The following is a 22,201-nucleotide window of genomic DNA, read 5'->3' as shown; positions in this document are numbered from 1 at the left end:
ACAAGCGGGCCGACGTCGTCCCCGGTGTCACTTGATTACCTGAGGACGGTAACCGATGTACTTCCAGCCTCCGTACGGCGCCTCCGGGGCCTACCCCCCGAAACAGGGCATGTACAACCCGGCATTCGAGAAGGATGCCTGCGGCCTGGCCATGGTCGCGACCCTGCGGGGCACAGCCGGACACGACATCATCCAGCTGGCGCTCGAAGCCCTGCGAAACCTGGAGCACCGCGGTGCGATCGGCTCCGACGCCGGCACCGGAGACGGTGCGGGCATCCTCACCCAGATGCCGGACGAGTTCCTGCGTGAAGTCACCGCATTCGAACTGCCCGATGCCGGCCATTACGCCGCCGGGCTCGCATTCCTCCCGCTGCAGGCCGCTGAGCGCCGCACGCAGAAGGCGGGCGTCGAGAAGATCGCCCGTGAAGAAGGACTCACCGTCCTCGGCTGGCGCGTCGTCCCCACAGCCAACGAGAACCTCGGCAAGCTCGCCGACGAGGCACGCCCCGCGTTCGAGCAGCTCTTCGTGGCCTCGGCCCGGGGTCGTGAAGCACTCTCCGGCATCGCGCTGGACCGCGTCGCCTACCGGCTTCGCAAGCGTGCTGGTCACGAGATCGGCGCATACTTCGTCTCGCTGTCCAGCCGCACGCTCGGCTACAAGGGCATGGTCACCACCTTGCAGCTCGAGCCGTTCTACCCCGACCTTCAGGATGAGCGCTTCACGTCAGAGCTCGCGGTCGTGCACTCGCGGTACTCGACCAACACGTTCCCCTCGTGGCCGCTCGCACAGCCGCTGCGCATGCTCGCCCACAACGGCGAGATCAACACCGTCGGCGGAAACCGCAACTGGATGCGTGCCCGCCAGTCGCAGCTCGAGTCAGAGCTGCTCGGCGATGTGCGCCCGCTGCTGCCGATCTGCACGCCGGGCGCCAGCGACTCGGCATCTTTCGACGAAGTTCTCGAACTGCTCACGCTGACCGGCCGCAGTCTGCCGCACGCCATCATGATGATGGTTCCCGAGGCGTACGAGAAGCAGTCGGACATCACGCCGGAGCTTCGCGCGTTCTACGACTACCACTCCAACCAGATGGAGCCGTGGGACGGCCCGGCCGCCCTCATCTTCACCGACGGCACGCTCGTGGGCGCGACGCTGGACCGCAACGGTCTTCGTCCCGGACGCTGGACCGAGACCACCGACGGTCTCGTCGTCATCGGGTCCGAGACCGGCGTACTGGAGTTCGCACCCGAGCGCATCAAGCGCCGTGGCCGCCTGCAGCCGGGCAAGATGTTCCTCGTCGACACTTCTGCCGGCCGCATCGTCGAGGACGACGAGATCAAGCACGACCTCGCGACACTGCACCCGTGGCAGGAATGGCTCGACGCAGGGGCCGTGCGCCTCGCAGAGTTGCCCGAGCGCGAGCACATCGTGCACCCGCCGGCATCCATCACACGTCGTCAGCGCACCTTCGGCTACACCGAGGAGGAAGTGCGCATCCTGCTCACCCCGATGGGGCAGAACGGCGTCGAGCCGCTCGGCGCCATGGGATCCGACACCCCGATCGCCGTGCTCAGCGAGCGCCCACGTCTGCTGTTCGACTACTTCACGCAGCAGTTCGCGCAGGTGACCAACCCGCCGCTGGACTCGATCCGCGAAGAGGTCGTCACGAGCCTGAAGTCCGGCCTCGGACCGGAGCGGAACCTGCTCAGTTGGGGTCCGGAGCACACGCGCACCGTGACGCTCGACTTCCCGGTGATCGACAACGACGAGCTCGCGAAGATCCGTCACATCGACAAGGCGCTGGAGGGGCGCTCATCGGTGACGATCCGCGGCCTGTACCACTTCGACGCCGGCGCGCACACGATGCAGGAGCGCCTCGAGGAGATGTGCGCAGAGGTCGACGAGGCCATCGCCGACGGCGCCGAGTTCATCATCCTCTCCGACCGGGACTCCAACAAGGATCTCGTTCCGATCCCCTCGCTGCTCATGGTCTCGGCGATCCACCACCACCTGATCCGGCGCGAGAACCGCATGAAGGTCGGTCTGATCGTCGAGGCCGGCGACGTCCGCGAGGTGCATCACGTCGCCACACTGATCGGCTACGGCGCCTCGGCTGTGAACCCGTACCTCGCGATGGAGAGCGTCGAACACCTCGTGCGCACCGGCTTCATCACCGGCATCGCACCGGAGAAGGCCGTCAAGAACCTGATCTACGCGCTCGGCAAGGGCGTACTGAAGATCATGTCCAAGATGGGCATCTCGACCGTGTCGTCGTATGCGGGCGCGCAGGTGTTCGAGGCCGTCGGACTCAGCCAGAAGCTGATCGACGCGTACTTCACCGGCACGGAGACGAAGCTCGGCGGCATCGACATCGAAGACGTCTTCGCCGAGAACCAGGCGCGTCACGATTACGCCTACCCGGAAGATGCGGCGGCGCGTGCGCACGAACGCCTGTGGACGGGCGGCGAGTACCAGTGGCGACGCGATGGCTCCCCGCACCTGTTCAACCCTGAGACGGTCTTCCGGCTGCAGCACTCGACACGCAACCGTCGCTACGACATCTTCCGCGAGTACACGAAGCTCGTCGACGATCAGGCGGCCGAGCTGAAGACTCTCCGAGGGCTCTTCAATCTGCGCACCGGCGCGCGCCCGGCAGTGCCACTCGACGAGGTCGAGCCGGTGAGCGCGATCGTCAAGCGATTCTCCACCGGCGCCATGAGCTACGGGTCCATCTCCCGCGAGGCGCACGAGACACTCGCGATCGCGATGAACAGCATCGGCGCGAAGTCGAACACGGGCGAGGGCGGCGAAGACGTCGACCGTCTGCTCGACCCCGAGCGCCGCAGCGCGATCAAGCAGGTCGCCTCCGGCCGCTTCGGGGTCACGAGTCTCTACCTCACCGAGTCGGACGACATCCAGATCAAGCTCGCCCAGGGTGCCAAGCCGGGGGAGGGCGGCCAGCTGCCGCCGACCAAGGTGTACCCGTGGGTGGCGCGCACCCGCCATGCGACGGCCGGTGTCGGGCTGATCTCGCCGCCGCCGCACCACGACATCTACTCGATCGAAGATCTCAAGCAGCTCATCTTCGACCTGAAGCGCGCGAACCCGTCCGCTCGCATCCACACGAAGCTCGTCAGCCAGTCCGGCATCGGCGCGGTCTCCGCAGGCGTCGCGAAGGCGCTCAGCGATGTCATCCTGGTCTCCGGACACGACGGCGGCACCGGCGCGAGCCCGTTGAACTCGCTCAAGCACGCGGGAACTCCGTGGGAGCTCGGCCTCGCCGAGACGCAGCAGACCCTCATGCTCAACGGCATGCGCGACCGCGTGGTGGTGCAGGTCGACGGCCAGCTCAAGACCGGACGCGACGTCATCATCGGCGCGCTCCTCGGTGCCGAGGAGTTCGGCTTCGCGACGGCCCCGCTCGTCGTCAGCGGCTGCATCATGATGCGCGTCTGCCACCTGGACACCTGCCCGGTCGGCGTCGCGACTCAGAACCCCGTGCTGCGCGAGCGGTTCACCGGCAAGCCGGAGTTCGTGGTCAACTTCATGGAGTTCATCGCGGAAGAGGTACGGGAGATCCTCGCGGAGCTCGGTTTCCGGTCGCTGGACGAGATCATCGGCCGCGCCGACCTCATCGAGGCGAATGCCGCGATCGAGCACTGGAAGACGGATGGTCTCGACCTCTCGCCCGTGCTCGAGGGCCCCGTGTTCCCGGCATCCGAGCCGCGTCGCAGCGGCCGCGAGCAGGAGCACGAGCTCGACAAGCACTTCGACGTGCCCCTGATCGAGATGGCGCAGAAGACGCTCAACGACATGGCACCGACCATCGTCGAGCTGCCCATCCGCAACACCGAGCGTGCGGTCGGTACGATGCTCGGACACGAGGTGACGGCACGTTTCGGCGAGGCAGGGCTTGCTCGGGAGACGATCGACGTCACGCTGCACGGCACCGCCGGCCAGTCGCTCGGTGCTTTCCTCCCGTCCGGAATCGTGCTGCGGCTCGAAGGAGATGCGAACGACTACGTCGGCAAGGGCCTCTCCGGTGGTGACATCACCATCCGGCCGTCGCGCGGCTCGATCATCGCGCCGCATGAGAACGTCATCGCCGGCAACGTGATCGGCTACGGCGCCACCTCTGGCACCATGTTCATCTCCGGCGTCGTCGGCGAGCGATTCCTGGTGCGCAACTCCGGCGCGACCGCCGTCGTCGAGGGAGTCGGCGACCACGCGCTCGAGTACATGACGGGCGGTCTCGCGGTGATCCTCGGATCGACCGGCCGCAACCTCGGTGCAGGCATGTCCGGCGGCATCGCATATGTGCACGCGCTCTCGACCGAGAAGGTCAACCTGCAGTCCCGCGAGAGCGGCGAACTGCGTTTGGAGGCACTGGATCGTGCGGACCTCGAGGTGCTGCGCAGCCTGCTCATCGAGCACGTGGAGCGCACTGCCTCTCCGCTCGCGACGACCATGCTCGAAGATTTCGACACCGTCGCGGCCGAATTCGTGAAGGTGCTGCCGCGCGACTTCGCCGCAGTGCAGACCATGCGTCAAGAGGCGGAGGCAGACGGGCTCGACCCGGATGGCGACGTCGTCTGGACCCGCATCCTGGAGGTGACCGGTGGCTGATCCCAAGGGGTTCTTGAAGGTGACGGAGCGCGAGCTTCCTGCTCGCCGTCCCGTACCAGTGCGCATCATGGACTGGAAAGAGGTCTATGAGCCGGGCGACAAGGCCGTGCTGCGCCGCCAGGCCGGACGCTGCATGGACTGCGGCGTGCCGTTCTGCCATCAGGGCTGCCCGCTGGGCAACCTCATCCCGGAGTGGAACGACCTCACCTGGCGCGGCGAGGACCGCTCGGCGATCGAGCGTCTGCACGCCACGAACAACTTCCCCGAGTTCACCGGACGACTGTGCCCGGCGCCCTGTGAGAGCTCGTGCGTGCTCGGCATCAACCAGCCGGCGGTGACGATCAAGCAGGTCGAGGTGTCGATCATCGACGAGGCCTTCGCCAAGGGCTGGGTCGAACCAGAGCCGCCGGAGCGTCTCACGGGCAAGACCGTCGCGGTCGTGGGATCCGGTCCAGCCGGACTCGCCGCCGCGCAGCAGCTGACGCGCGCGGGGCACACCGTCGCGGTCTTCGAGCGCGACGACCGCATCGGCGGACTGCTGCGCTACGGCATCCCTGACTTCAAGATGGAGAAGACGCACCTCGAGTCGCGGCTGCGTCAGATGCAGGAAGAGGGCACCCGCTTCCGCGCCGGCGTCGAGATCGGCAAGGACATCAGCTGGGCCGATCTCAGGGCGCGCTACGACGCGGTCGTGATCTGCACCGGCTCGACGGTGCCGCGCGACCTGACGATTCCCGGTCGCGACCTGGACGGCGTGCACTTCGCCATGGAGTACCTCGTCGAGTCGAACCATGCGGTCGCCGGCGATGTCGTGCACAACCAGATCACCGCTGAGGGCAAGCACGTCATCGTCATCGGCGGCGGCGACACCGGGGCTGACTGCATCGGCACGGCGCACCGGCAGGGTGCACTGAGCGTGACGAACCTCGCGATCGGAACGCAGCCGGGCGCGGATCGACCGGAGCACCAGCCCTGGCCGATGATGCCCACGATCTTCGAGGTCTCCTCCGCGCACGAGGAGGGCGGAGAGCGCCACTACCTGGCCTCCACCGTCGAGTTCCTCTCGAACGAGGCCGGCGAGGTGCGCGCTCTGCGCGTGGCCGAGACCGAGTACGTCGACGGCCGCCGGGTTCCCAAGAGCGGCACCGAGCGCGAGATCCCGGCCGACCTCGTGCTGATCGCGATGGGCTTCACCGGTCCTGAGCAGGACGGCTTCACGGATGACCTGCGTCCGCAGGCCACCGACCGCGGCGCCTTCCGGCGCGACGACTCGTACGAGACCACCGTTCCCGGCGTCTTCGTCGCCGGCGATGCCGGGCGCGGGCAGTCGCTCATCGTCTGGGCGATCGCAGAGGGCCGCGCAGCAGCTGCAGGCGTGGATCGCTTCCTGATGGGGGAGACCGTCCTGCCTTCACCCGTGCGTCCCACCGATGTCGCGATCGGCCTCCAGCCCGCGTAGGCTGGCGGAGGCATCGTCGCCAGTTCTGTTTCCCCCACTCTCACCCTGGAGAATCTGTTGAGACGCGCGAAAATCGTCGCCACGCTGGGCCCGGCCACCTCGAGTTACGAGAACGTTCGAGCAATCATCGAAGCGGGGGTCGACGTCGCCCGACTGAACCTCAGCCACGGTGACTATTCCGTCCATGACGCCAACTACGCCAACGTGCGCCGCGCTGCGGACGACGCCGGCAAGGCCGTCGCCATCCTCGTCGATCTTCAGGGCCCGAAGATCCGCCTCGGCAAGTTCGAGGACGGTCCGTACGAGCTCGCAGCCGGCGACATCTTCAAGATCACCACGGAAGACATCATCGGCAACCGCGAGATCTGCGGCACCACCTTCAAGGGACTGCCGCAGGACGTCAAGCCCGGCGACTTCCTGCTGATCGACGACGGCAAGGTGCGTGTCGAGGTCGTCGAGACCGACGGCACCGTCGTCACCACCCGCGTGATCGTCGCCGGCGCAGTGTCGAACAACAAGGGCATCAACCTGCCCGGCGTCGCCGTGAACGTCCCCGCGCTGAGCGAGAAGGACGAAGCAGACCTCCGCTGGGGCCTGAAGATCGGCGCCGACCTCATCGCGCTGTCGTTCGTGCGCAACGCCTCCGATGTCGAGCGTGTGCACGAGATCATGGCCGAAGAGGGCATCAGGGTGCCCGTCATCGCCAAGATCGAGAAGCCGCAGGCCGTGGATGCTCTCGAGGAGATCGTCGATGCCTTCGACGGCATCATGGTCGCCCGCGGTGACCTCGGCGTCGAGCTTCCGCTGGAAGCAGTGCCGATCGTGCAGAAGCGTGCGGTCGAGATCGCCAGGCGCATGGCGAAGCCCGTCATCGTCGCCACGCAGATGCTGGAGTCGATGATCTCCAGTCCCGTGCCGACCCGTGCGGAGACGTCCGATGTCGCGAACGCCGTTCTCGACGGCGCCGACGCGGTCATGCTGTCCGGTGAGACCAGCGTGGGGGAGTACCCGATCGTGGTCGTCGAGACCATGGCCCGCATCGTCGAGTCCACCGAGGAGCACGGCCTGGAGCGCATCGCGCCGCTCACGGCCAAGCCGCGCACGCAGGGTGGTGCGATCACCCTCGCCGCCCTCGAGGTCGCCGATTTCGTCGACGCGAAGTTCCTGTGCGTGTTCACGCAGTCCGGTGACTCCGCTCGTCGCCTGTCGCGTCTGCGCTCGCGCATCCCGATGATCGCGTTCACACCGGAGCCCGGCATCCGCCGCCGTATGGCGCTGACCTGGGGCATCCGCTCCACGCTGGTCGAAGCCGTGCAGCACACCGACCTGATGTTCCTGCAGGTCGATGACTACCTGCTGAAGAACAATCTGGCGAAAGAAGGGGACAAGGTCGTCGTGATCTCCGGTTCCCCTCCCGGAATCATCGGTTCAACGAACGACATCCGCGTGCACAAGGTCGGCGATGCCGTCAACGGCGCGGCGCCGATCTACAAGGACGGCGTCTGACACCACGTCCGATGTGCCACCACGTCCGATGTGCCACCACGTCCGAGAGGGGCGGAGCTTCGGCTCCGCCCCTCTCGGGTCCTCCGCGGTGGCTTTCAGGCGCGAGAGACGATGCGTCCCCGGCGACGGGCGATGCGGATCAGGACCGCCGTGGCTGCGGAGCATACGATCACAGCGATGACGCTCGCCTCGGGCCCGAACGCTCCGCCGGTCAGCCAGTCGGGCCCGGAGGTGGTCGCCGTGACGATGGCGCCCCTGGATTCGCTGCCGGATGTCACCGTGCCGAAGATCGCGACAGTGGCGATGTTCCACCCGAGATGCAGGCCGATCGACAGCCACAGTGACCCTGTGGCAACGTACGCGGCAGCGAGCATCAGCCCGGCCTCGACGGCGATGGCGATCGCTCCCCATACGGTGGCGCCGGGATTCACGAGGTGCACGAGGCCGAAGAGAACGGCAGAGACGGCGAGGGCGAGCCACGTTCCCCAACGCCGCTGGACGAGTCCGAAGATCACGCCGCGGAAGAGCACCTCCTCGGCGACGGCGATCGCGCACATCATTCCGACGACACTGAGAGCACCGCTGACGGAGCCCCAGCCGGTGATCCGGTAGCCGCCGAACAGCGCGAGGATGCCGACGGTGGCCGCCGACAGCACGATGCCGCCCGCCAGGCCGATCAGGACCAGGCGCGTCGCCCTTCTCGGCGCAAGTTCAGTGACCGTTCGGCGTTCGATGCGGCGCACGGCGAATCCGTACAGCCACAGCACCAGTACGGCAAGCAGGGGACCGACCAGCAGTGCTGCGAGCGGGTTCTCGAGTGCTGAGGCGATCGAGTTCGACACGATCATCACGATCGCGAAGCCGACCACCAGTGCTGTGGCCCGCACCCATGTTCTGGACAGGATGCCGGTCTGCGGTGTGCTCTGGACTCTCTGGGTGTTCGTCATGGGGTTCGTGCTCCTCGATAGTCGTATGGGGTCGAGAAACACGCTACGGACGGCCCCAGGCGGGGCATCACGCGCGAGAGGGCACTTCGGCTAGCTCTGCAGAGGGATGGCTCAACGATCTCCGACGATGCCCAGCCGGTGCGCCACTGTGCACCGGTCGGACCCGCTCGGCATACCGGCCAATGAGTGCGCGCGTCACGGCTGGGGAGAGCAGCGACTCGCCGGACGCCACTGTGCGGACCGTGTCGAGGAGTTCGGCCGGTCTGGCGTCCTTCAGCAGGAAGCCGCTGGCACCGGCGCGGAGTGCGTCGAAGACGAGCGCGTCGAGGTTGAACGTCGTCACGATCAGCACTCTGGCCGGATCGTCGACGCCTGGTCCGGCGATCCGGCGCGTGGCCTCGATGCCGTCCATGCGCGGCATCCGGATGTCCATGACCACCACATCGGGCTTCTCCTGCTCGACGCGACGGATCGCCGTCTGGCCGTCGAACGCCTCGCCGACAACCTCCAGATCAGACTGCGCATCGAGGATCGTGACGAACCCGGAGCGCACGAGATCCTGGTCGTCGCACACCACGACCCGGATCGGCGCTCTGTCTCCGCCGTCCGCCCGGCGGGAGTCCACGCTCATGCGGGGATCCGAGCACGTACGACGAAACCGTCGGCTGAGGGGCCGGCGTCGAACCACCCGCCGACGAGCGCTACGCGCTCGCGCAGGCCGATGAGGCCCTTTCCGGCGCCGACTCCGATTCCGGGCGCCGTCGCAGTCCGGGTCGTGACCGTCACGTCGATCTCCTTCTCGCTCGCTCCACGAGCTCCTCGACGGCGGTTATGGCCGGCGTCCTCCCGGCATCGTCTGTGGCTGCGTCCAGCGCGCCGAGGAGACCGCGCAGGTCGGTGAGAGCCGCCCTGCCCGTCTCTCCGATCGTCGTGAGAGAGTTCGCGGTCCGCACCCGGTCGTCTGTGCTTTACTGGGCGGCTTCGGCCTGCACGACCATCGCCGTCACGTGGTGCGTGATCACATCATGCAGTTCTCGCGCGATGCGTCCGCGCTCGGCGGCGACCGCGGCCAGTTCGGCCTCTGCGTTGCGCTGCTGCTGCGCGTGCCCACGGCTGCTGAGCCATGCTCCCACCACCCAGAGCGATGCCAGTAGCAATCCGAACACGATGTGATCGAGCACCCGCGTCGGTGAACCGACCCATCCGAGGGCGACGCACAGGAGCATGTAGCCGGCTGACGCTGCGGCGGCGACTGTTCGCCTGCGGCGGCGTACGAGCGCCCCTGCACCCACGATCGCGACCAGAAGACCCAGTGCCGCGAACGTGGTCGGGTAGCCGAGCAGCTGGTAGGCGCTGAATGCGGCGCCGATCACCGACAGAGCGATGACCGGCCGGCGACGCAGGAAAGCCACAGGAGCGCCTTGAGCGACGAGAAGCGTCCAGCCCAGCGCATCCATCGCCTTGTCCGGAAGCTCAGCGAGGTCGACACCCTGACGTTCCACGCCGGGAACGAATGCGAGGCCGACCAGTGCCACCGCGGCCAGGAGATCCCAGCGCCGCCATACCGAAGACGAGCGAGGATCCATGTGGGCGGCTCCTTCATCCGTGTCGGCAGGCGGACGTGAAGAATGCCTTCGTCACAATCGTGCCGGCGGCGGGACTCGAACCCGCACGTCCTTTCGAACAAAGCATTTTGAGTGCTCCGCGTCTACCATTCCGCCACGCCGGCGCGTGGTGCGTCTACGACTTTAGCGCAGGACGAACACCACTCCGGTGCGTTCGGCGGGTTCCTGGGACAGGTCTCGGTCTCCTCTCCACTAGAATGGAATCGTGACCGAGCAAGAACAGGCAGAACCGGCTGAGCAGCCCACGGCATCCGCCCCGCGACGCGTCGTCGTCGCCGAAGACGAATCGCTGATCCGTCTCGACATCGTCGAGATCCTCCGCGACAACGGATTCGACGTCGTCGGTGAGGCAGGTGACGGAGAGACCGCCGTGGCTCTGGCCACCGAGCTGCGTCCGGATCTGGTCATCATGGATGTCAAGATGCCGCAGCTCGACGGCATCAGCGCGGCCGAGAAGCTGCACAAGGGCAATATCGCCCCCGTCGTGCTTCTCACCGCCTTCAGCCAGAAGGAACTCGTCGAGCGTGCGAGCGAGGCCGGCGCCCTGGCGTACGTGGTCAAGCCCTTCACCCCCAACGACCTCCTTCCTGCGATCGAGATCGCACTCGCCCGCCACGAGCAGATCATCACGCTCGAGGCCGAGGTCGCCGACATGGTCGAGCGCTTCGAGACCCGTAAGCTCGTCGACCGTGCCAAGGGCCTGCTCAACGAGAAGATGGGCCTGAGCGAGCCCGAGGCGTTCCGCTGGATCCAGAAGGCGTCGATGGATCGTCGTCTGACGATGCAGGACGTCGCCAAGGCGATCATCGAGCAGCTCGCACCCAAGAAGTGACCCTCGACCTCGGCGACGGCATCCGCCTTCGCCTGGTCGAGTCCGGCGACGCCGAGGCGTACGTCACCGCGTACGACGCGAACCGCGCGCATCTCGCCCACTGGTGACGAACCCGGTCTGCACCGTCTGCAGGCGAGCCCACCGCTCGAGACGACTGAGAGTGCAGGTCAGCGAGCGGGCAGGTCCTTGATCATGTTCGTGATGCGGATCGTCGAGCAGCGACGGCCCTGCTCGTCCGCCACGACGATCTCATGAACCGCAACGCTGCGTCCTAAGTGGATCGGGGTGCACACACCGGTCACGACGCCGGATGTGGCGGAACGCGTGTGCGTGGCGTTGATGTCGACTCCGACCGCCAGTCGCCCAGGACCTGCGTGCAGGTTCGCCGACATCGAGCCGAGCGACTCGCCGAGAACCACATAGGCACCCCCGTGCAGCAGACCGACCGGCTGAGTGTTGCCTTCGACAGGCATCGTGGCGACGCTGCGCTCGATCGTGAACTCGGTGAACTCGATGCCCATCTTCTCGGCAAGCGCTCCCATGCCTCGGGCGGTCACCCACTCCAGGCCGGTCGTCTCGGCGGTGTCGCTCACGTGTCCTCCTCAGCGCGTGTCCGTCGTCCTCGTTAGGCTGACAGGGTGACGGACTCCGCAAAGCCTACCCTCATGGTCGTCGACGGCCATTCGCTCGCCTACCGTGCCTTCTTCGCCCTTCCGGTCGAGAATTTCACGACGAAGGACAATCAGCACACGAACGCGATCTACGGGTTCCTCTCGATGCTCGTGAATCTGATCAAGGCCGAGCAGCCGACGCACATGGCGATCGCGTTCGACACCTCGAGGCATTCGTTCCGCACTGATCAGTACCCCGAGTACAAGGCGACCAGATCCGAGTCCCCGCAGGAGTTCCGCGGCCAGGTGCCGCTTCTCCAGGACGTTCTGGCCGCCATGTCGATCCCCGTGCTCACGAAAGAGGGCATCGAGGCGGACGACATCCTCGCCACCCTGTCCGTGCAGGGTGCAGAGCAGGGCTACGACGTGCTCCTCGTCTCCGGCGACCGTGACACGATCCAGCTCGTCAATGACAAGGTCACCCTGCTGTATCCCTCCGTCCAGGGCGTCTCGCAGCTCAAGCGCTACGACCCCGCCACCGTGCAGGAGCGCTACGGCGTGCGGCCGGAGCAGTACCCCGACATCGCCGCACTCGTCGGCGAGACGAGTGACAACCTGCCCGGAGTGCCGAAGGTGGGGGAGAAGACCGCGGTCAAGTGGCTGACCCAGTTCGGCGGCCTCGACGAGCTGCTCGAGCGCGCCGAGGAGATCAAAGGCGTGGTCGGCGGGAACCTGCGCGAGCACATGGACGCCGTCAGGCGCAACCGCCGGCTGAACCGTCTGCTCACCGACGTCGAGCTCCCTGTCACCCCTGCAGAGCTCGCCGTCGCGCCGATCGATGCGCAGGCCGTGCGCGACATCTTCGCGCGGCTCGAATTCCGCACCCTGCTGCCGCGAGTCTTCGACGCGGTCGGCGCGGGCGACGAATCCGTGCACGACGAGCCGGCTGTGCCGATGCCCGCCCCTGTCGAGGCGTCCGTCACCGATCTCGCCACGTGGATCGCCGAGCAGAACGCCGAGTTGGCGGTGACGCTCGTGACCGCAGCCGGCAGCATATCTCGCATCGGTGTCGCCAGCCTGACCGAACTCCGCGAGACCGACTGGAGCGACGCGACGGCCGATGCGCTTCGGGACTGGCTCGAGTCCGACGCCGACAAGGTGCTCAACGACGCGAAGCCTCAGGTCAAGGCGCTGCACCGCGCGGGGATCCGCCTCGGCGGACTGACCTACGACACCCTCCTGGCTGGCTGGCTGCTGCGTCCGAGCTTCCCCGACAAGACGCTCGCGCACCTCGTCGACCGCTACCTCGATGAGAAGCTGCCCGAGGCCGACCCGACACAGCTCGTGCCCGAGACCGACGGCGCGACTCCCTCGCAGGAGGCGTGGTTCACCCTGCGCGCCGCGGCCGCACTGCGTGATGACCTTCCCGAGCCGGTCGCCCGGGTGCTGACCGAGATCGAACTGCCGACGCTGCTCGCTCTCGCCGACATGGAGATCTCCGGAGTCGCGGTGTCGCATGACGTGCTCTCGACGTTCTCCGGTGAGCTGGCAGTACGCACCGACGGCCTGGCCACCGACGCCTTCGCGTTGGTCGGACGAGAGTTCAATCTCGGGTCGCCGAAGCAGCTTCAGGAGGTTCTGTTCGAAGACCTGCAGCTGCCGAAGACGCGAAAGACGAAGACCGGATACTCGACGGATGCCGCCGTGCTCGCCGACCTGCAGGAGAGCAACCCGCACCCTTTCCTCGACCTGCTCCTGCAGCACCGCGAGGCAACCAAGCTCCGCCAGATCATCGAGTCGTTGGACACCGCCATTCGCGATGATCATCGCGTGCACACGACGTACGTGCAGACCGGCAGTCAGACCGGGCGGCTCTCCAGCACCGACCCGAACCTGCAGAACATCCCGGTGCGCACGGAGGAGTCGCGCCGTATCCGCAGCGCCTTCCAGGTGGGCGAGGGGTACGAGACTCTGCTGACCGCCGACTACTCGCAGATCGAGATGCGCATCATGGCGCACCTCTCCGGTGATGCGGGCCTGATCGAGGCGTTCAACAGCGGCGAGGATCTGCACCGGTTCGTCGGCGCCCGCGTCTTCGGCGTCGACCCCTCAGAGGTCACCTCGGCGATGCGCACGAAGGTCAAGGCCATGTCCTACGGCCTCGTCTACGGTCTCTCGGCCTTCGGCCTGTCGAAGCAGTTGCGCATCGAGCAGTCCGAGGCGAAGCAGCTGATGCTCGAGTACTTCGCCCGGTTCGGCGCCGTGCGCGATTACCTGCGTGCGTCGGTCGTGAAGGCGAAGGAGGTCGGGTACACCGAGACGATCTTCGGCCGTCGGCGGCCGTTCCCCGACCTCACGAGCCCCAACCGGGTGCTGCGCGAGAACGCCGAGCGTGCCGCGCTGAACGCCCCCATTCAGGGCAGCGCGGCCGACATCATGAAGATCGCGCTGTACGAGATCCACGCAGACCTGCATGCCGCCGACCTGCGCTCTCGGGTGCTCCTGCAGATCCACGACGAACTCGTGGTGGAGGTGGCGCCGGGGGAGTGGGACGCGACAGAGAAGATCGTGCGCGCCCGCATGGCCGATGCCGCCGATCTCTCCGTCCCGCTCGAGGTGCAGGTCGGCCGAGGGCACGATTGGAACGAGGCAGCGCACTGAACCAATCCGCAAACGATGCGGTGATCGGCGCCGCTACGCTGAAGCAATGACGACTACCCCTCGCACACCCTCAGCGATCGACAAGGTCGCAGAAGAATGGGTCGACACCACCGTAGAGCTCGTACCAACCGTCGGCACGTACATCGGGCGCAACGACGCCAACGACCGCTACGGCGACCTCAGCCCTGACGGGCAGCAGCAATACGCGAGCGAGGCGCGCAAGACGCTCAGCGCGCTCGAGGAGCTGGTCCCGGCCGATGCCGTCGACGAGGTCACGAAGGCCGACCTCAGCAGCGAGCTGAAGCTCGATCTCGAATTCCACGATGCACGGTGGCATCTTCGCGATCTGAATGTGATCGCTTCGGCGGCTCAGGACATCCGCCAGGTCTACGACCTCATGCCCACGTCGACGGCCGATGACTGGTCGATCATCGTGAAGCGTCTGGCCGCAGTCCCGCACGCGCTGCGCGGCTACACCGCGACACTGCGCGAGGGCATCGCAGAAGGCGTCGTGCCCGCTCGGCGGCAAGTGGTCGAGGTCGCAGACCAGATCGTGCGGTACACCGCAGACGACGGTTTCTTCGCCGCGTTCGTGGCCGGTGCGACGCCGGACGAGGGCGAGCTTCCGGCATCCCTCGCCCGCGAACTCGCCGACAGCGCATCGGCGGCACGGGTCGCCTACGACGAGCTGAGGAGCTTCCTCAACGGCACCCTCGCGCCAGCCGCGAGTGAGGTGGATGCTGTGGGTCGCGAGCTGTACGCGCTCAACTCCCGCCGGTTCCTCGGCGCCGAGATCGACCTCGATGAGACCTATGAGTGGGGTCGGGAAGAACTCGCCCGCATGGTGGCCGAGCAGACCGCGATCGCGAACGAGATCCTCCCCGGCTCGACCGTAGAAGAGGCCGTGGCGCACCTGGAGGCCGACCCCTCGCGCAAGCTGCACGGCACCGAAGCGCTGCAGCGCTGGATGCAGGAGACCAGCGACCGCGCGGTCGCCGAGCTCGGCGCGACCCATTTCGACATCCCCGAGCAGATCCGCACGCTGGAGTGCATGATCGCGCCCACGCAAGAGGGCGGCATCTACTACACCGGCCCGACGGACGATTTCTCCCGTCCAGGGCGCATGTGGTGGTCGGTGCCGGAGGGCGTCACGGAGTTCGACACCTGGCGCGAGCTCACCACCGTCTACCACGAGGGCATTCCCGGCCACCATCTCCAGATCGGGCAGGCGGTCTACAACAGGGCAGAACTGAACTCCTGGCGCCGGCTGCTCGCCGGTACGTCAGGACACGCAGAGGGCTGGGCGCTCTACGCCGAACGGCTCATGCAGCAGTTGGGCTACCTCGACGATCCTGCCGACCGGCTGGGCATGCTCGACGGGCAGCGCATGCGCGCAGCCCGGGTCGTCCTCGACATCGGCGTGCACCTGGGAAAGCCTCGTCTTGATGGCACCGGCACATGGGATGCCGACTACGCACTCGACTTCATGCGGCGCAACGTCAACATGTCGGACGAGTTCGTGCAGTTCGAGGTCAACCGGTATCTCGGCTGGCCCGGACAGGCTCCGTCGTACAAGGTGGGACAGCGCATCTGGGAGCAGGTGCGAGACGCTTACCGCGTGCAGCAGGGCGACGCGTTCGACATCAAGCAGTTCCACAAGCGCGCTCTCGACCTCGGCGGTGTCGGGCTCGACACGCTTCGCACGGCCCTCGTGAACAGGTAGGCAGCAGATGGTTCTCGAGTTCGGCCTGGACACGTTCGGCGACATCACCCGCGATCCCGACGGAGAGTTGTTGACGGCGGCCCAGACGATCCGCAACATCGTCGAACAGGCTGAACTCGCCGACCGGGTGGGCGTCGATTTCTTCGGAGTGGGCGAGCATCACCGCAAGGAGTTCGCCGTCTCCGCGCCGGAGATGGTGCTCGCCGCGATCGCCGCACGTACCGAGCGGATCAGACTCGGCACCGCGGTGACGGTGCTGTCATCCGATGACCCGGTCAGAGTCTACGAACGATTCGCGACGTTGGACGCGCTCTCCAGCGGCCGCGCCGAGGTCGTGCTCGGTCGTGGTTCGTTCACCGAGTCGTTTCCGCTCTTCGGCTTCGACCTGCGCGACTACGAAGCCCTGTTCGAGGAGAAGCTCGAGCTCTTCGTCGAACTCGCCGAGGAGAAGCCGGTCACCTGGTCGGGCACCATGCGCCCGGCGCTCACCGACGCCGATGTGTTCCCGAAGACCGAGAACGGGCTTCGCACGTGGGTGGGCGTCGGCGGGAGTCCGGAATCGGTCGTGCGCGTCGCCAGGCACGGCGTGGGACTCATGCTCGCGATCATCGGCGGCCCAGCAGGGCGTTTCGCGCCGTTCGTCGAGCTGTACCATCGCTCGATCGCCGCGTTCGGCACGACGGAGCATCCGATCGCCGTCCACTCGCCCGGGCACATCGCCGATACCGACGATGAGGCCTGGGACGGCGCGTACTCGGGGTTCGAGGCCATGAACAACACGATCGGCAAGGAGCGCGGCTGGCCCGAGTACAGCCGGGCGCGCTTCCAGAACGACGTGGGGCCCGCCGGGGCGATCTATTCCGGCTCTCCCGAACGCGTCGCCCAGAAGATCGCCGATACCGTGCGCACACTGGGGATCGGCAGATTCGACCTCAAGTACGCCACCGGCACGCTGGGACATGAGCAGATGATGCGCAGCATCGAGCTGTACGGCACCGAGGTGATCCCCCGTGTCAGAGATCTGCTGAAATGAGCGACCCCGGCATCTCGAGTCGCACCTCGTTGGCAGAGCGTCTCGACGCGCTGCCGTTCACGCGGCGGCACTTCAGAGTCCTGTCAGGATCGGGCGTTGGCTGGGCGCTGGACGCGATGGATGTCGGCCTCATCTCGTTCGTCATCGCCGCTCTCGCTCAGCAGTGGGACCTGTCGAAGGCGGAGACCGGGTGGATCGCCTCCGTCGGGTTCATCGGCATGGCGATCGGCGCGACGCTCGGTGGTCTGCTGGCGGATCGCCTCGGCCGGCGCCAGGTGTTCGCGATCACACTGCTGATCTACGGGGTCGCCACCGGTGCCAGCGCGCTCGTCGGCGGACTGGCGATGCTGCTCGTGCTGCGGTTCTTCGTCGGTCTCGGTCTCGGTGCGGAGCTTCCGGTCGCGTCGACCTACGTCAGCGAGTTCGCGCCGCGCCGCATCAGGGGGCGCCTCATCGTCATCCTCGAGGCGTTCTGGGCCGTCGGCTGGACGGCCGCTGCCCTGATCGGCTACTTCGTGATCCCCACATCCGAATCGGGCTGGCGCTGGGCGTTCGCCCTCGGCGCGGTGCCCGCCGCATACGCGATCATCGTGCGTTGGGGCCTTCCCGAGTCGCCCCGATGGCTGGCGTCACGGGGGAGGATCTCGCAGGCGGAGAGGATCGTGTCGGCGTTCGAGGCGGATGCCGGGATCACGGGCGGCCCGCTCGTCCACAAAGCGGCGACCTCTCGCGCCATCGCCGACGACGCCGCGACACGCCTCGGTACGCTCTGGTATCCCGAGTTCAGGCTGCGCACCCTGTGCATCTGGCTGATCTGGTTCTGCGTGAACTTCGCCTATTACGGCGCGTTCATCTGGATCCCCAGCATCCTCGTCGATGCCGGCTACGATCTCGTCCGTTCCTTCGGGTTCACGCTGCTCATCACACTCGCTCAGCTGCCGGGATACGCCGTGGCCGCGTGGCTCATCGAGGTGTGGGGGCGCCGAACGACGCTGTCGGTGTTCCTCGCCGGATCCGCGGTCTCGGCTGTGCTGTTCGGGACCGCGACGGGCGTCGGGGCGATCATCGCGACGGGAATGGCGCTGTCGTTCTTCAATCTCGGCGCGTGGGGCGCGCTGTACGCCGTGACCCCGGAGATCTATCCGACCTCGCTGCGCGGCACGGGTGCGGGGTGGGCGGCCGGGGTCGGCAGGATCGCGTCCATCGTCGCACCACTGATCGTTCCGGTGCTCTTGGCGACCGGCGGAGTGCCGGTGCTGTTCGCCGTCTTCGCCGGCTTCTTCGTCCTCGCCGCGATCGTGACCTGGGGACTCGTCGATCGAAGAGGCCAGGCACTCGACGATCGGTGAGCCGTCGTGCTCGCGGCCGGGCATAGGCTGGTTCGGTGAGTGATGTGAGGTTCGTGGCCATCGGCGACTCGTTCACCGAGGGCGTCGGCGACGAGTTGCCCGACGGCCGTGTGCGCGGCTGGGCCGATATCGCGGCGCAGGGGTGGGCCGATGCTGCCGGTCATCCGATCCATTACGCGAACCTGGCGGTCCGCGGCAAGCTCGCGTGGCCGATCGTCGAGGAGCAGCTCGAACCCGCCCTGGCGCTGAACCCCACGCATCTGTCCTTCAACGGGGGAGGCAACGACATGCTGCGCCCGCGGACCGATCTGGAGCACATCGCCGACGCGTTCTCACGCGTTCTTCGTCGATGCGATGACCAGGGCGTGACTCTCATCGTGCTGTCCGGCGCGAACCCTGCAGGACAACTGCCGATGGGTTCCATGATCCAGCGCCGCGGAGACGAGCTCTCCGCGGCTGTGATGCGCCGCATCGCGAACCGTGCCGACGTCGTCCGCGCGCTGAACTGGCCCGATCGTGAACTCGCCCGCAGTGCCTACTGGTCGGAAGATCGTCTGCACATGAATTCGGCAGGTCATCACCGCGTCGCGGCCAGGGTCCTGGACGCACTCGGGTATGAACCGCCGGCAGAGTGGTGGGCGCCCAGCGAGTTGCGGGCCGGGGGAGCGGTCGGGCTCGCCTACTACCGGGAGCACGTCGGGCCGTGGGTCAAGCGACGGCTGACGCGCACATCCTCGGGTGATGGCCGCGCCGCCAAGTACGGCGCGTGGGTCGAACGAGCGCCGCAGTGAACGCACTGCGCGGCCGCAGGCTCCCGCGCCGTTGGGTGCAGCTGCTGGTCGGGCTGTTCCTGTACGGCATCGGGATCGCGTTCATGGTGCGCGGGCAGATCGGCGCGGCCGCGTGGGATGTGCTGTCGCAGGGCATCACACGTCACGTGCCGCTGAGCTTCGGAGTGGTGACGATCCTGATCAGCGTCGTCGTGCTGCTGCTGTGGATCCCGCTGCGGCAGAGGCTCGGGATCGGCACGGTGCTGAACGCCCTGCTCGTCGGGCCGGCCGCCGATGTCGGTCTCTGGTTGATCCCGGCGGATCAGCCGTTGTGGCTCCGCATCTGCTTCTTCGTGGTCGGGCTGCTCATCCTCTCCGCTGCGACCGGGCTGTACATCGGCGCTCATTTCGGTCCCGGACCGCGAGACGGCCTGATGACCGGTCTGCACAAGCAGACCGGCTGGCGGATCTGGATCGTGCGAACCGGCATCGAGATCGTCGTCGTCGCAGTCGGCTGGGCGCTCGGTGGCAACGTGGGGCTCGGCACTGTCGCATTCGCGCTGCTCGTCGGGCCGCTGTGCCAGTACTTCATGCGGCTGTTCGCGATCCCGGTTCAGGAGCGTGCCACCACGTGAGCGATCTGGAGATGGCGCGGGTGCCGGGCGGTGTCGTAACGCTGCACGACGCGCGCCGCGACCTCGTGCGCTCTGTGACACTCGATTCGTTCGAGCTGGGCGTGTTCGCCGTCACCGAGGAGCAGATGTCCGAGATCCTCGGAATCGCCGCACAGCATCCTCGCCGTCCGGCGACGGACCTGAGCTGGCTGCGCGCGGTGCGGTTCTGCAACGCGGCTTCTGAGTGGGAAGGTCTTGATCCGGCGTACACGTTCGACGGTGAGGACATCACCTGGCATGTCGACAGCGACGGATACCGGCTTCCCACCGAGGCGGAGTGGGAGCATGCGTGCCGCGCGGGTTCGACGGGTCCGCATTACGGTCTGCTGGCCGACGTCGCGTGGACTGCGGCAGACGGTATGCCGACGCCGCAGGATGTCGGCGGAAAGATGCCGAATCTGAACGGGCTGTTCGATACCTTGGGCAACGTATGGGAGTGGTGCTGGGATCTGCTGGACCCTGCCCGCTACGACGAGTACCGGGTGTTCCGCGGCGGGGGATACGCGGACGACGCATGGAACGTACGTGCCTCCGTGAGGCGAGGCGGAGCGCCGCGCATGCATCATGAGGATGTCGGGATGCGTGTGGCGCGCGGCGGTTTCGATGCCGTTGATGCCGCACAGGGGTGGTCATCGGCCGTCGATCTCGAACGTGCGGCGTCGGATGATGCGCTGCTGGCCGGCTGGACGCCGCGAAAGCGCTGACGAACCTCTTGCCTCGGGTGGAGATTGCTGGCATCGTCAGAACGAACAGCAGTGGTTTGCTCGTCGACGCAGGTGTCGCCACGGGTACCAGGAAAGGACCTCGCATGAGCATCGGCACAGGAATCGTATTGTTCGTCATCGGCGCCATTCTCACGTTCGCGGTGAACGTCGAGGTCGAATGGGCCAACCTCGACCTGATCGGCTACATCCTGATGGGGGCCGGCGCCGTCGTGTTCGTCCTCGGGCTCATCCTGCTTGCTTCTCGTCGTCGCCGGGATGCGCCGACAGACGACACCGTGCTGTAGCCGCGCGAGTCCTCAGGCGCGGCCGGTTATCTTCTCGTCCTTCGTTCCGGGTCCAGCCCGATACGGATGCGGGTGCGCTTGCGCTCTATCAAGATGAATGCGGATCCCACCAGCCAGATCGGTACCTGGGCGAGGAACGCGATGCGGAACGCCTCGAGTGAATACGTCTCCGGCGTGCCGGCGCCCTGCAGATCGAGCGCGAGACCGATGAGGAAGATCGCGATGAGGGCGGAGATGAATCCACCGCCGTTCGTGAGCCCCGTGGCGGTGCTCAGCCGATGTGCGGGGTTGTGCGTCCTCGCGTGGTCGAAGGCGATCATCGACGCGGGACCGCCGGTGGCCAGCGCGACCGCAAGAACGTAGAGGAGCCAGAGCGGGGCGGGTCCGGGGAGCAGCAGGATGACGATCCACGCGATCATCTGGATCCCGACTGCAGGGAGCACGAGTGCGAGTGATCGCCGGTTCGGCATGCGTCCGGAGAGGTTTCCGATGATCGGGCCGAGAAACATTCCGGCAACGACATATGTCGAGATGATCGTGGCTGCTTGTCCCGTCGTGACGCCCTCGCCTGCCGTGAGGAACGGCATTCCCCAAAGCAGGACGAATGCGGTTCCAGCGAACGGAGTGGTGAAGTGCGACCAGAACGCCAACCTGGTTCCGGGGTGCGCCCACGCCGCGCGGATGCCCACGCCGGTGTCGATCGCTGATGTCACGACGCGAACGACGCCGGTATCGGTGTTGACGGTGATGTCGGCGTCGAGCTCTGGTGGTCGATTGCGGATCACGAGCCAGACGAGGATGGCGAAGAGGATGCCGAGACCGGCGATGCTGCCGAAGGTGATCGTCCAGCTCGTGGCGTGCAGCAGAGCGGCGAGCGGGATCAGCGCGACGAGCTGACCGGCCTGCCCGAGGACGCCGGTGAGCTGCACCATCACGGGGCCCCGCTGCGCCGGGAACCAGATCGCGATGAGTCTGAGCACGGCGGGGAACACTGCCGCATCACCTGCGCCGAGCAGGATGCGGGCGACGATCGCGATGCCGATGCTGGGGGAGATCGCGATCGTCAACTGCCCGAAGGCCATCAGGATCATGCCGATCGTGATGATCGGTCGTGCGCCGTACTTGTCGAGGAGCACCCCGATCGGAATCTGCATGCCGCCGTACACCGCGAGCTGCACCACCGCGAACAACGACAGGGTCGAAGCATCCGCCTGGAATCGCTCCGCCGCATCCACACCCACGGCCCCGAGCGATGTGCGGTTAGTGATGGCCAGCATGTACGCCGCGACGCCGACCGACCAGATCAGCCATGCTCTCCATCCGATCGTCGAACCAGGGGAGGAGGAAGCGGTGCGCACGTGCCTCAGTTTACGCGCGG

General features: G+C 66.9%; 18 protein-coding genes and 1 tRNA gene. 12 read left to right on the top strand and 7 right to left on the bottom strand.

All coding sequences use genetic code 11. The annotated features are described in order from the left end of the window. Positions 1-55: 55 nt before the first annotated feature. The 3 genes from gltB to pyk are packed head-to-tail and all read left to right on the top strand — an operon-like array spanning position 56 to position 7,589. Positions 56-4,624, top strand: a complete 4,569-nt coding sequence (gene gltB, locus JF52_RS0113055) for a glutamate synthase large subunit (protein ID WP_033107052.1) — start codon at positions 56-58, stop codon at positions 4,622-4,624. Further along, positions 4,617-6,083 (top strand): glutamate synthase subunit beta, encoded by a 1,467-nt coding sequence (locus JF52_RS0113050; protein WP_033107051.1) that lies wholly within the window; start codon positions 4,617-4,619, stop codon positions 6,081-6,083. Before gltB ends, JF52_RS0113050 begins: the two co-directional genes overlap by 8 nt. A gap of 57 nt (positions 6,084-6,140) precedes the next feature. Continuing rightward, positions 6,141-7,589: a pyruvate kinase gene (pyk, locus tag JF52_RS0113045; RefSeq protein WP_033107050.1), complete on the top strand. Its 1,449-nt coding sequence runs from the start codon at positions 6,141-6,143 to the stop codon at positions 7,587-7,589. Between the two features lie 95 nt (positions 7,590-7,684). On the opposite strand, the gene JF52_RS0113040 is transcribed toward pyk, so the two are convergent. The 5 genes from JF52_RS0113040 to JF52_RS0113025 all read right to left on the bottom strand — a co-directional run bounded on the left by JF52_RS0113040 (position 7,685) and on the right by JF52_RS0113025 (position 10,265). Further along, on the bottom strand, positions 7,685-8,536 hold the full coding sequence (locus JF52_RS0113040) for a CPBP family intramembrane glutamic endopeptidase (protein WP_200881024.1): 852 nt from the start codon (positions 8,534-8,536) through the stop codon (positions 7,685-7,687). A gap of 67 nt (positions 8,537-8,603) precedes the next feature. Next, on the bottom strand, positions 8,604-9,167 hold the full coding sequence (locus JF52_RS0113035; protein WP_084595856.1) for a response regulator: 564 nt from the start codon (positions 9,165-9,167) through the stop codon (positions 8,604-8,606). Continuing rightward, positions 9,164-9,322, bottom strand: coding sequence for a hypothetical protein (locus tag JF52_RS17495; RefSeq protein ID WP_160175065.1), 159 nt, complete (start codon positions 9,320-9,322; stop codon positions 9,164-9,166). Before JF52_RS17495 ends, JF52_RS0113035 begins: the two co-directional genes overlap by 4 nt. Before the next feature lie 182 nt (positions 9,323-9,504). Further along, entirely contained in the window at positions 9,505-10,122 is a 618-nt protein-coding gene (locus JF52_RS16325; protein ID WP_052167038.1) for a histidine kinase dimerization/phosphoacceptor domain-containing protein, read from the bottom strand. Between the two features lie 60 nt (positions 10,123-10,182). Further along, a tRNA-Leu gene (locus JF52_RS0113025) sits at positions 10,183-10,265 on the bottom strand. 101 nt (positions 10,266-10,366) lie between these two features. Here JF52_RS0113025 and JF52_RS0113020 point away from each other — a divergent pair. Further along, complete coding sequence (locus JF52_RS0113020) at positions 10,367-10,993, top strand: ANTAR domain-containing response regulator (protein ID WP_033107049.1); 627 nt, start codon at positions 10,367-10,369, stop codon at positions 10,991-10,993. Between the two features lie 167 nt (positions 10,994-11,160). On the opposite strand, the gene JF52_RS0113015 is transcribed toward JF52_RS0113020, so the two are convergent. Next, positions 11,161-11,535, bottom strand: a complete 375-nt coding sequence (locus tag JF52_RS0113015) for a hotdog fold thioesterase (protein ID WP_052167073.1) — start codon at positions 11,533-11,535, stop codon at positions 11,161-11,163. 96 nt (positions 11,536-11,631) lie between these two features. On the opposite strand from JF52_RS0113015, the gene polA reads away from it, so the two are divergent. The 8 genes from polA (at position 11,632) to JF52_RS0112975 (ending at position 20,823) form a co-directional block, all read left to right on the top strand. Continuing rightward, positions 11,632-14,265, top strand: coding sequence for a DNA polymerase I (gene polA, locus JF52_RS0113010; protein ID WP_033107047.1), 2,634 nt, complete (start codon positions 11,632-11,634; stop codon positions 14,263-14,265). 46 nt (positions 14,266-14,311) lie between these two features. Next, a complete protein-coding gene (locus tag JF52_RS0113005; protein WP_033107046.1) occupies positions 14,312-15,988 on the top strand; it encodes a DUF885 domain-containing protein in 1,677 nt (558 codons plus the stop codon). 7 nt (positions 15,989-15,995) lie between these two features. Beyond that, complete coding sequence (locus JF52_RS0113000) at positions 15,996-17,021, top strand: LLM class flavin-dependent oxidoreductase (RefSeq protein WP_033107045.1); 1,026 nt, start codon at positions 15,996-15,998, stop codon at positions 17,019-17,021. Then, on the top strand, positions 17,018-18,370 hold the full coding sequence (locus JF52_RS0112995; RefSeq protein WP_033107044.1) for an MFS transporter: 1,353 nt from the start codon (positions 17,018-17,020) through the stop codon (positions 18,368-18,370). The genes JF52_RS0113000 and JF52_RS0112995 overlap by 4 nt, the downstream gene beginning before the upstream one ends. A gap of 35 nt (positions 18,371-18,405) precedes the next feature. Beyond that, on the top strand, positions 18,406-19,161 hold the full coding sequence (locus JF52_RS0112990; RefSeq protein WP_234000221.1) for an SGNH/GDSL hydrolase family protein: 756 nt from the start codon (positions 18,406-18,408) through the stop codon (positions 19,159-19,161). Continuing rightward, positions 19,158-19,775 (top strand): membrane protein YczE, encoded by a 618-nt coding sequence (gene yczE / locus JF52_RS0112985; RefSeq protein ID WP_234000220.1) that lies wholly within the window; start codon positions 19,158-19,160, stop codon positions 19,773-19,775. The genes JF52_RS0112990 and yczE overlap by 4 nt, the downstream gene beginning before the upstream one ends. Beyond that, the gene (locus JF52_RS0112980) at positions 19,772-20,518 is read left to right on the top strand and encodes a formylglycine-generating enzyme family protein (RefSeq protein ID WP_033107042.1); all 747 of its coding nucleotides are present in this window, start codon (positions 19,772-19,774) and stop codon (positions 20,516-20,518) included. The genes yczE and JF52_RS0112980 overlap by 4 nt, the downstream gene beginning before the upstream one ends. 104 nt (positions 20,519-20,622) lie before the next feature. Then, positions 20,623-20,823, top strand: a complete 201-nt coding sequence (locus JF52_RS0112975) for a DUF6458 family protein (RefSeq protein WP_033107041.1) — start codon at positions 20,623-20,625, stop codon at positions 20,821-20,823. Between the two features lie 26 nt (positions 20,824-20,849). Here JF52_RS0112975 and JF52_RS0112970 read toward each other — a convergent pair whose 3' ends face one another. Then, on the bottom strand, positions 20,850-22,100 hold the full coding sequence (locus JF52_RS0112970; RefSeq protein WP_084595882.1) for an MFS transporter: 1,251 nt from the start codon (positions 22,098-22,100) through the stop codon (positions 20,850-20,852). Positions 22,101-22,201: the final 101 nt, after the last annotated feature.

The organism is Microbacterium profundi, from assembly GCF_000763375.1.
In the GTDB taxonomy this organism is placed as follows: Bacteria; Actinomycetota; Actinomycetes; order Actinomycetales; family Microbacteriaceae; genus Microbacterium; species Microbacterium profundi.
The sequence above is the reverse complement of the archived record's forward strand: the minus strand, read 5'-3'. Positions and strand labels throughout refer to the sequence as shown.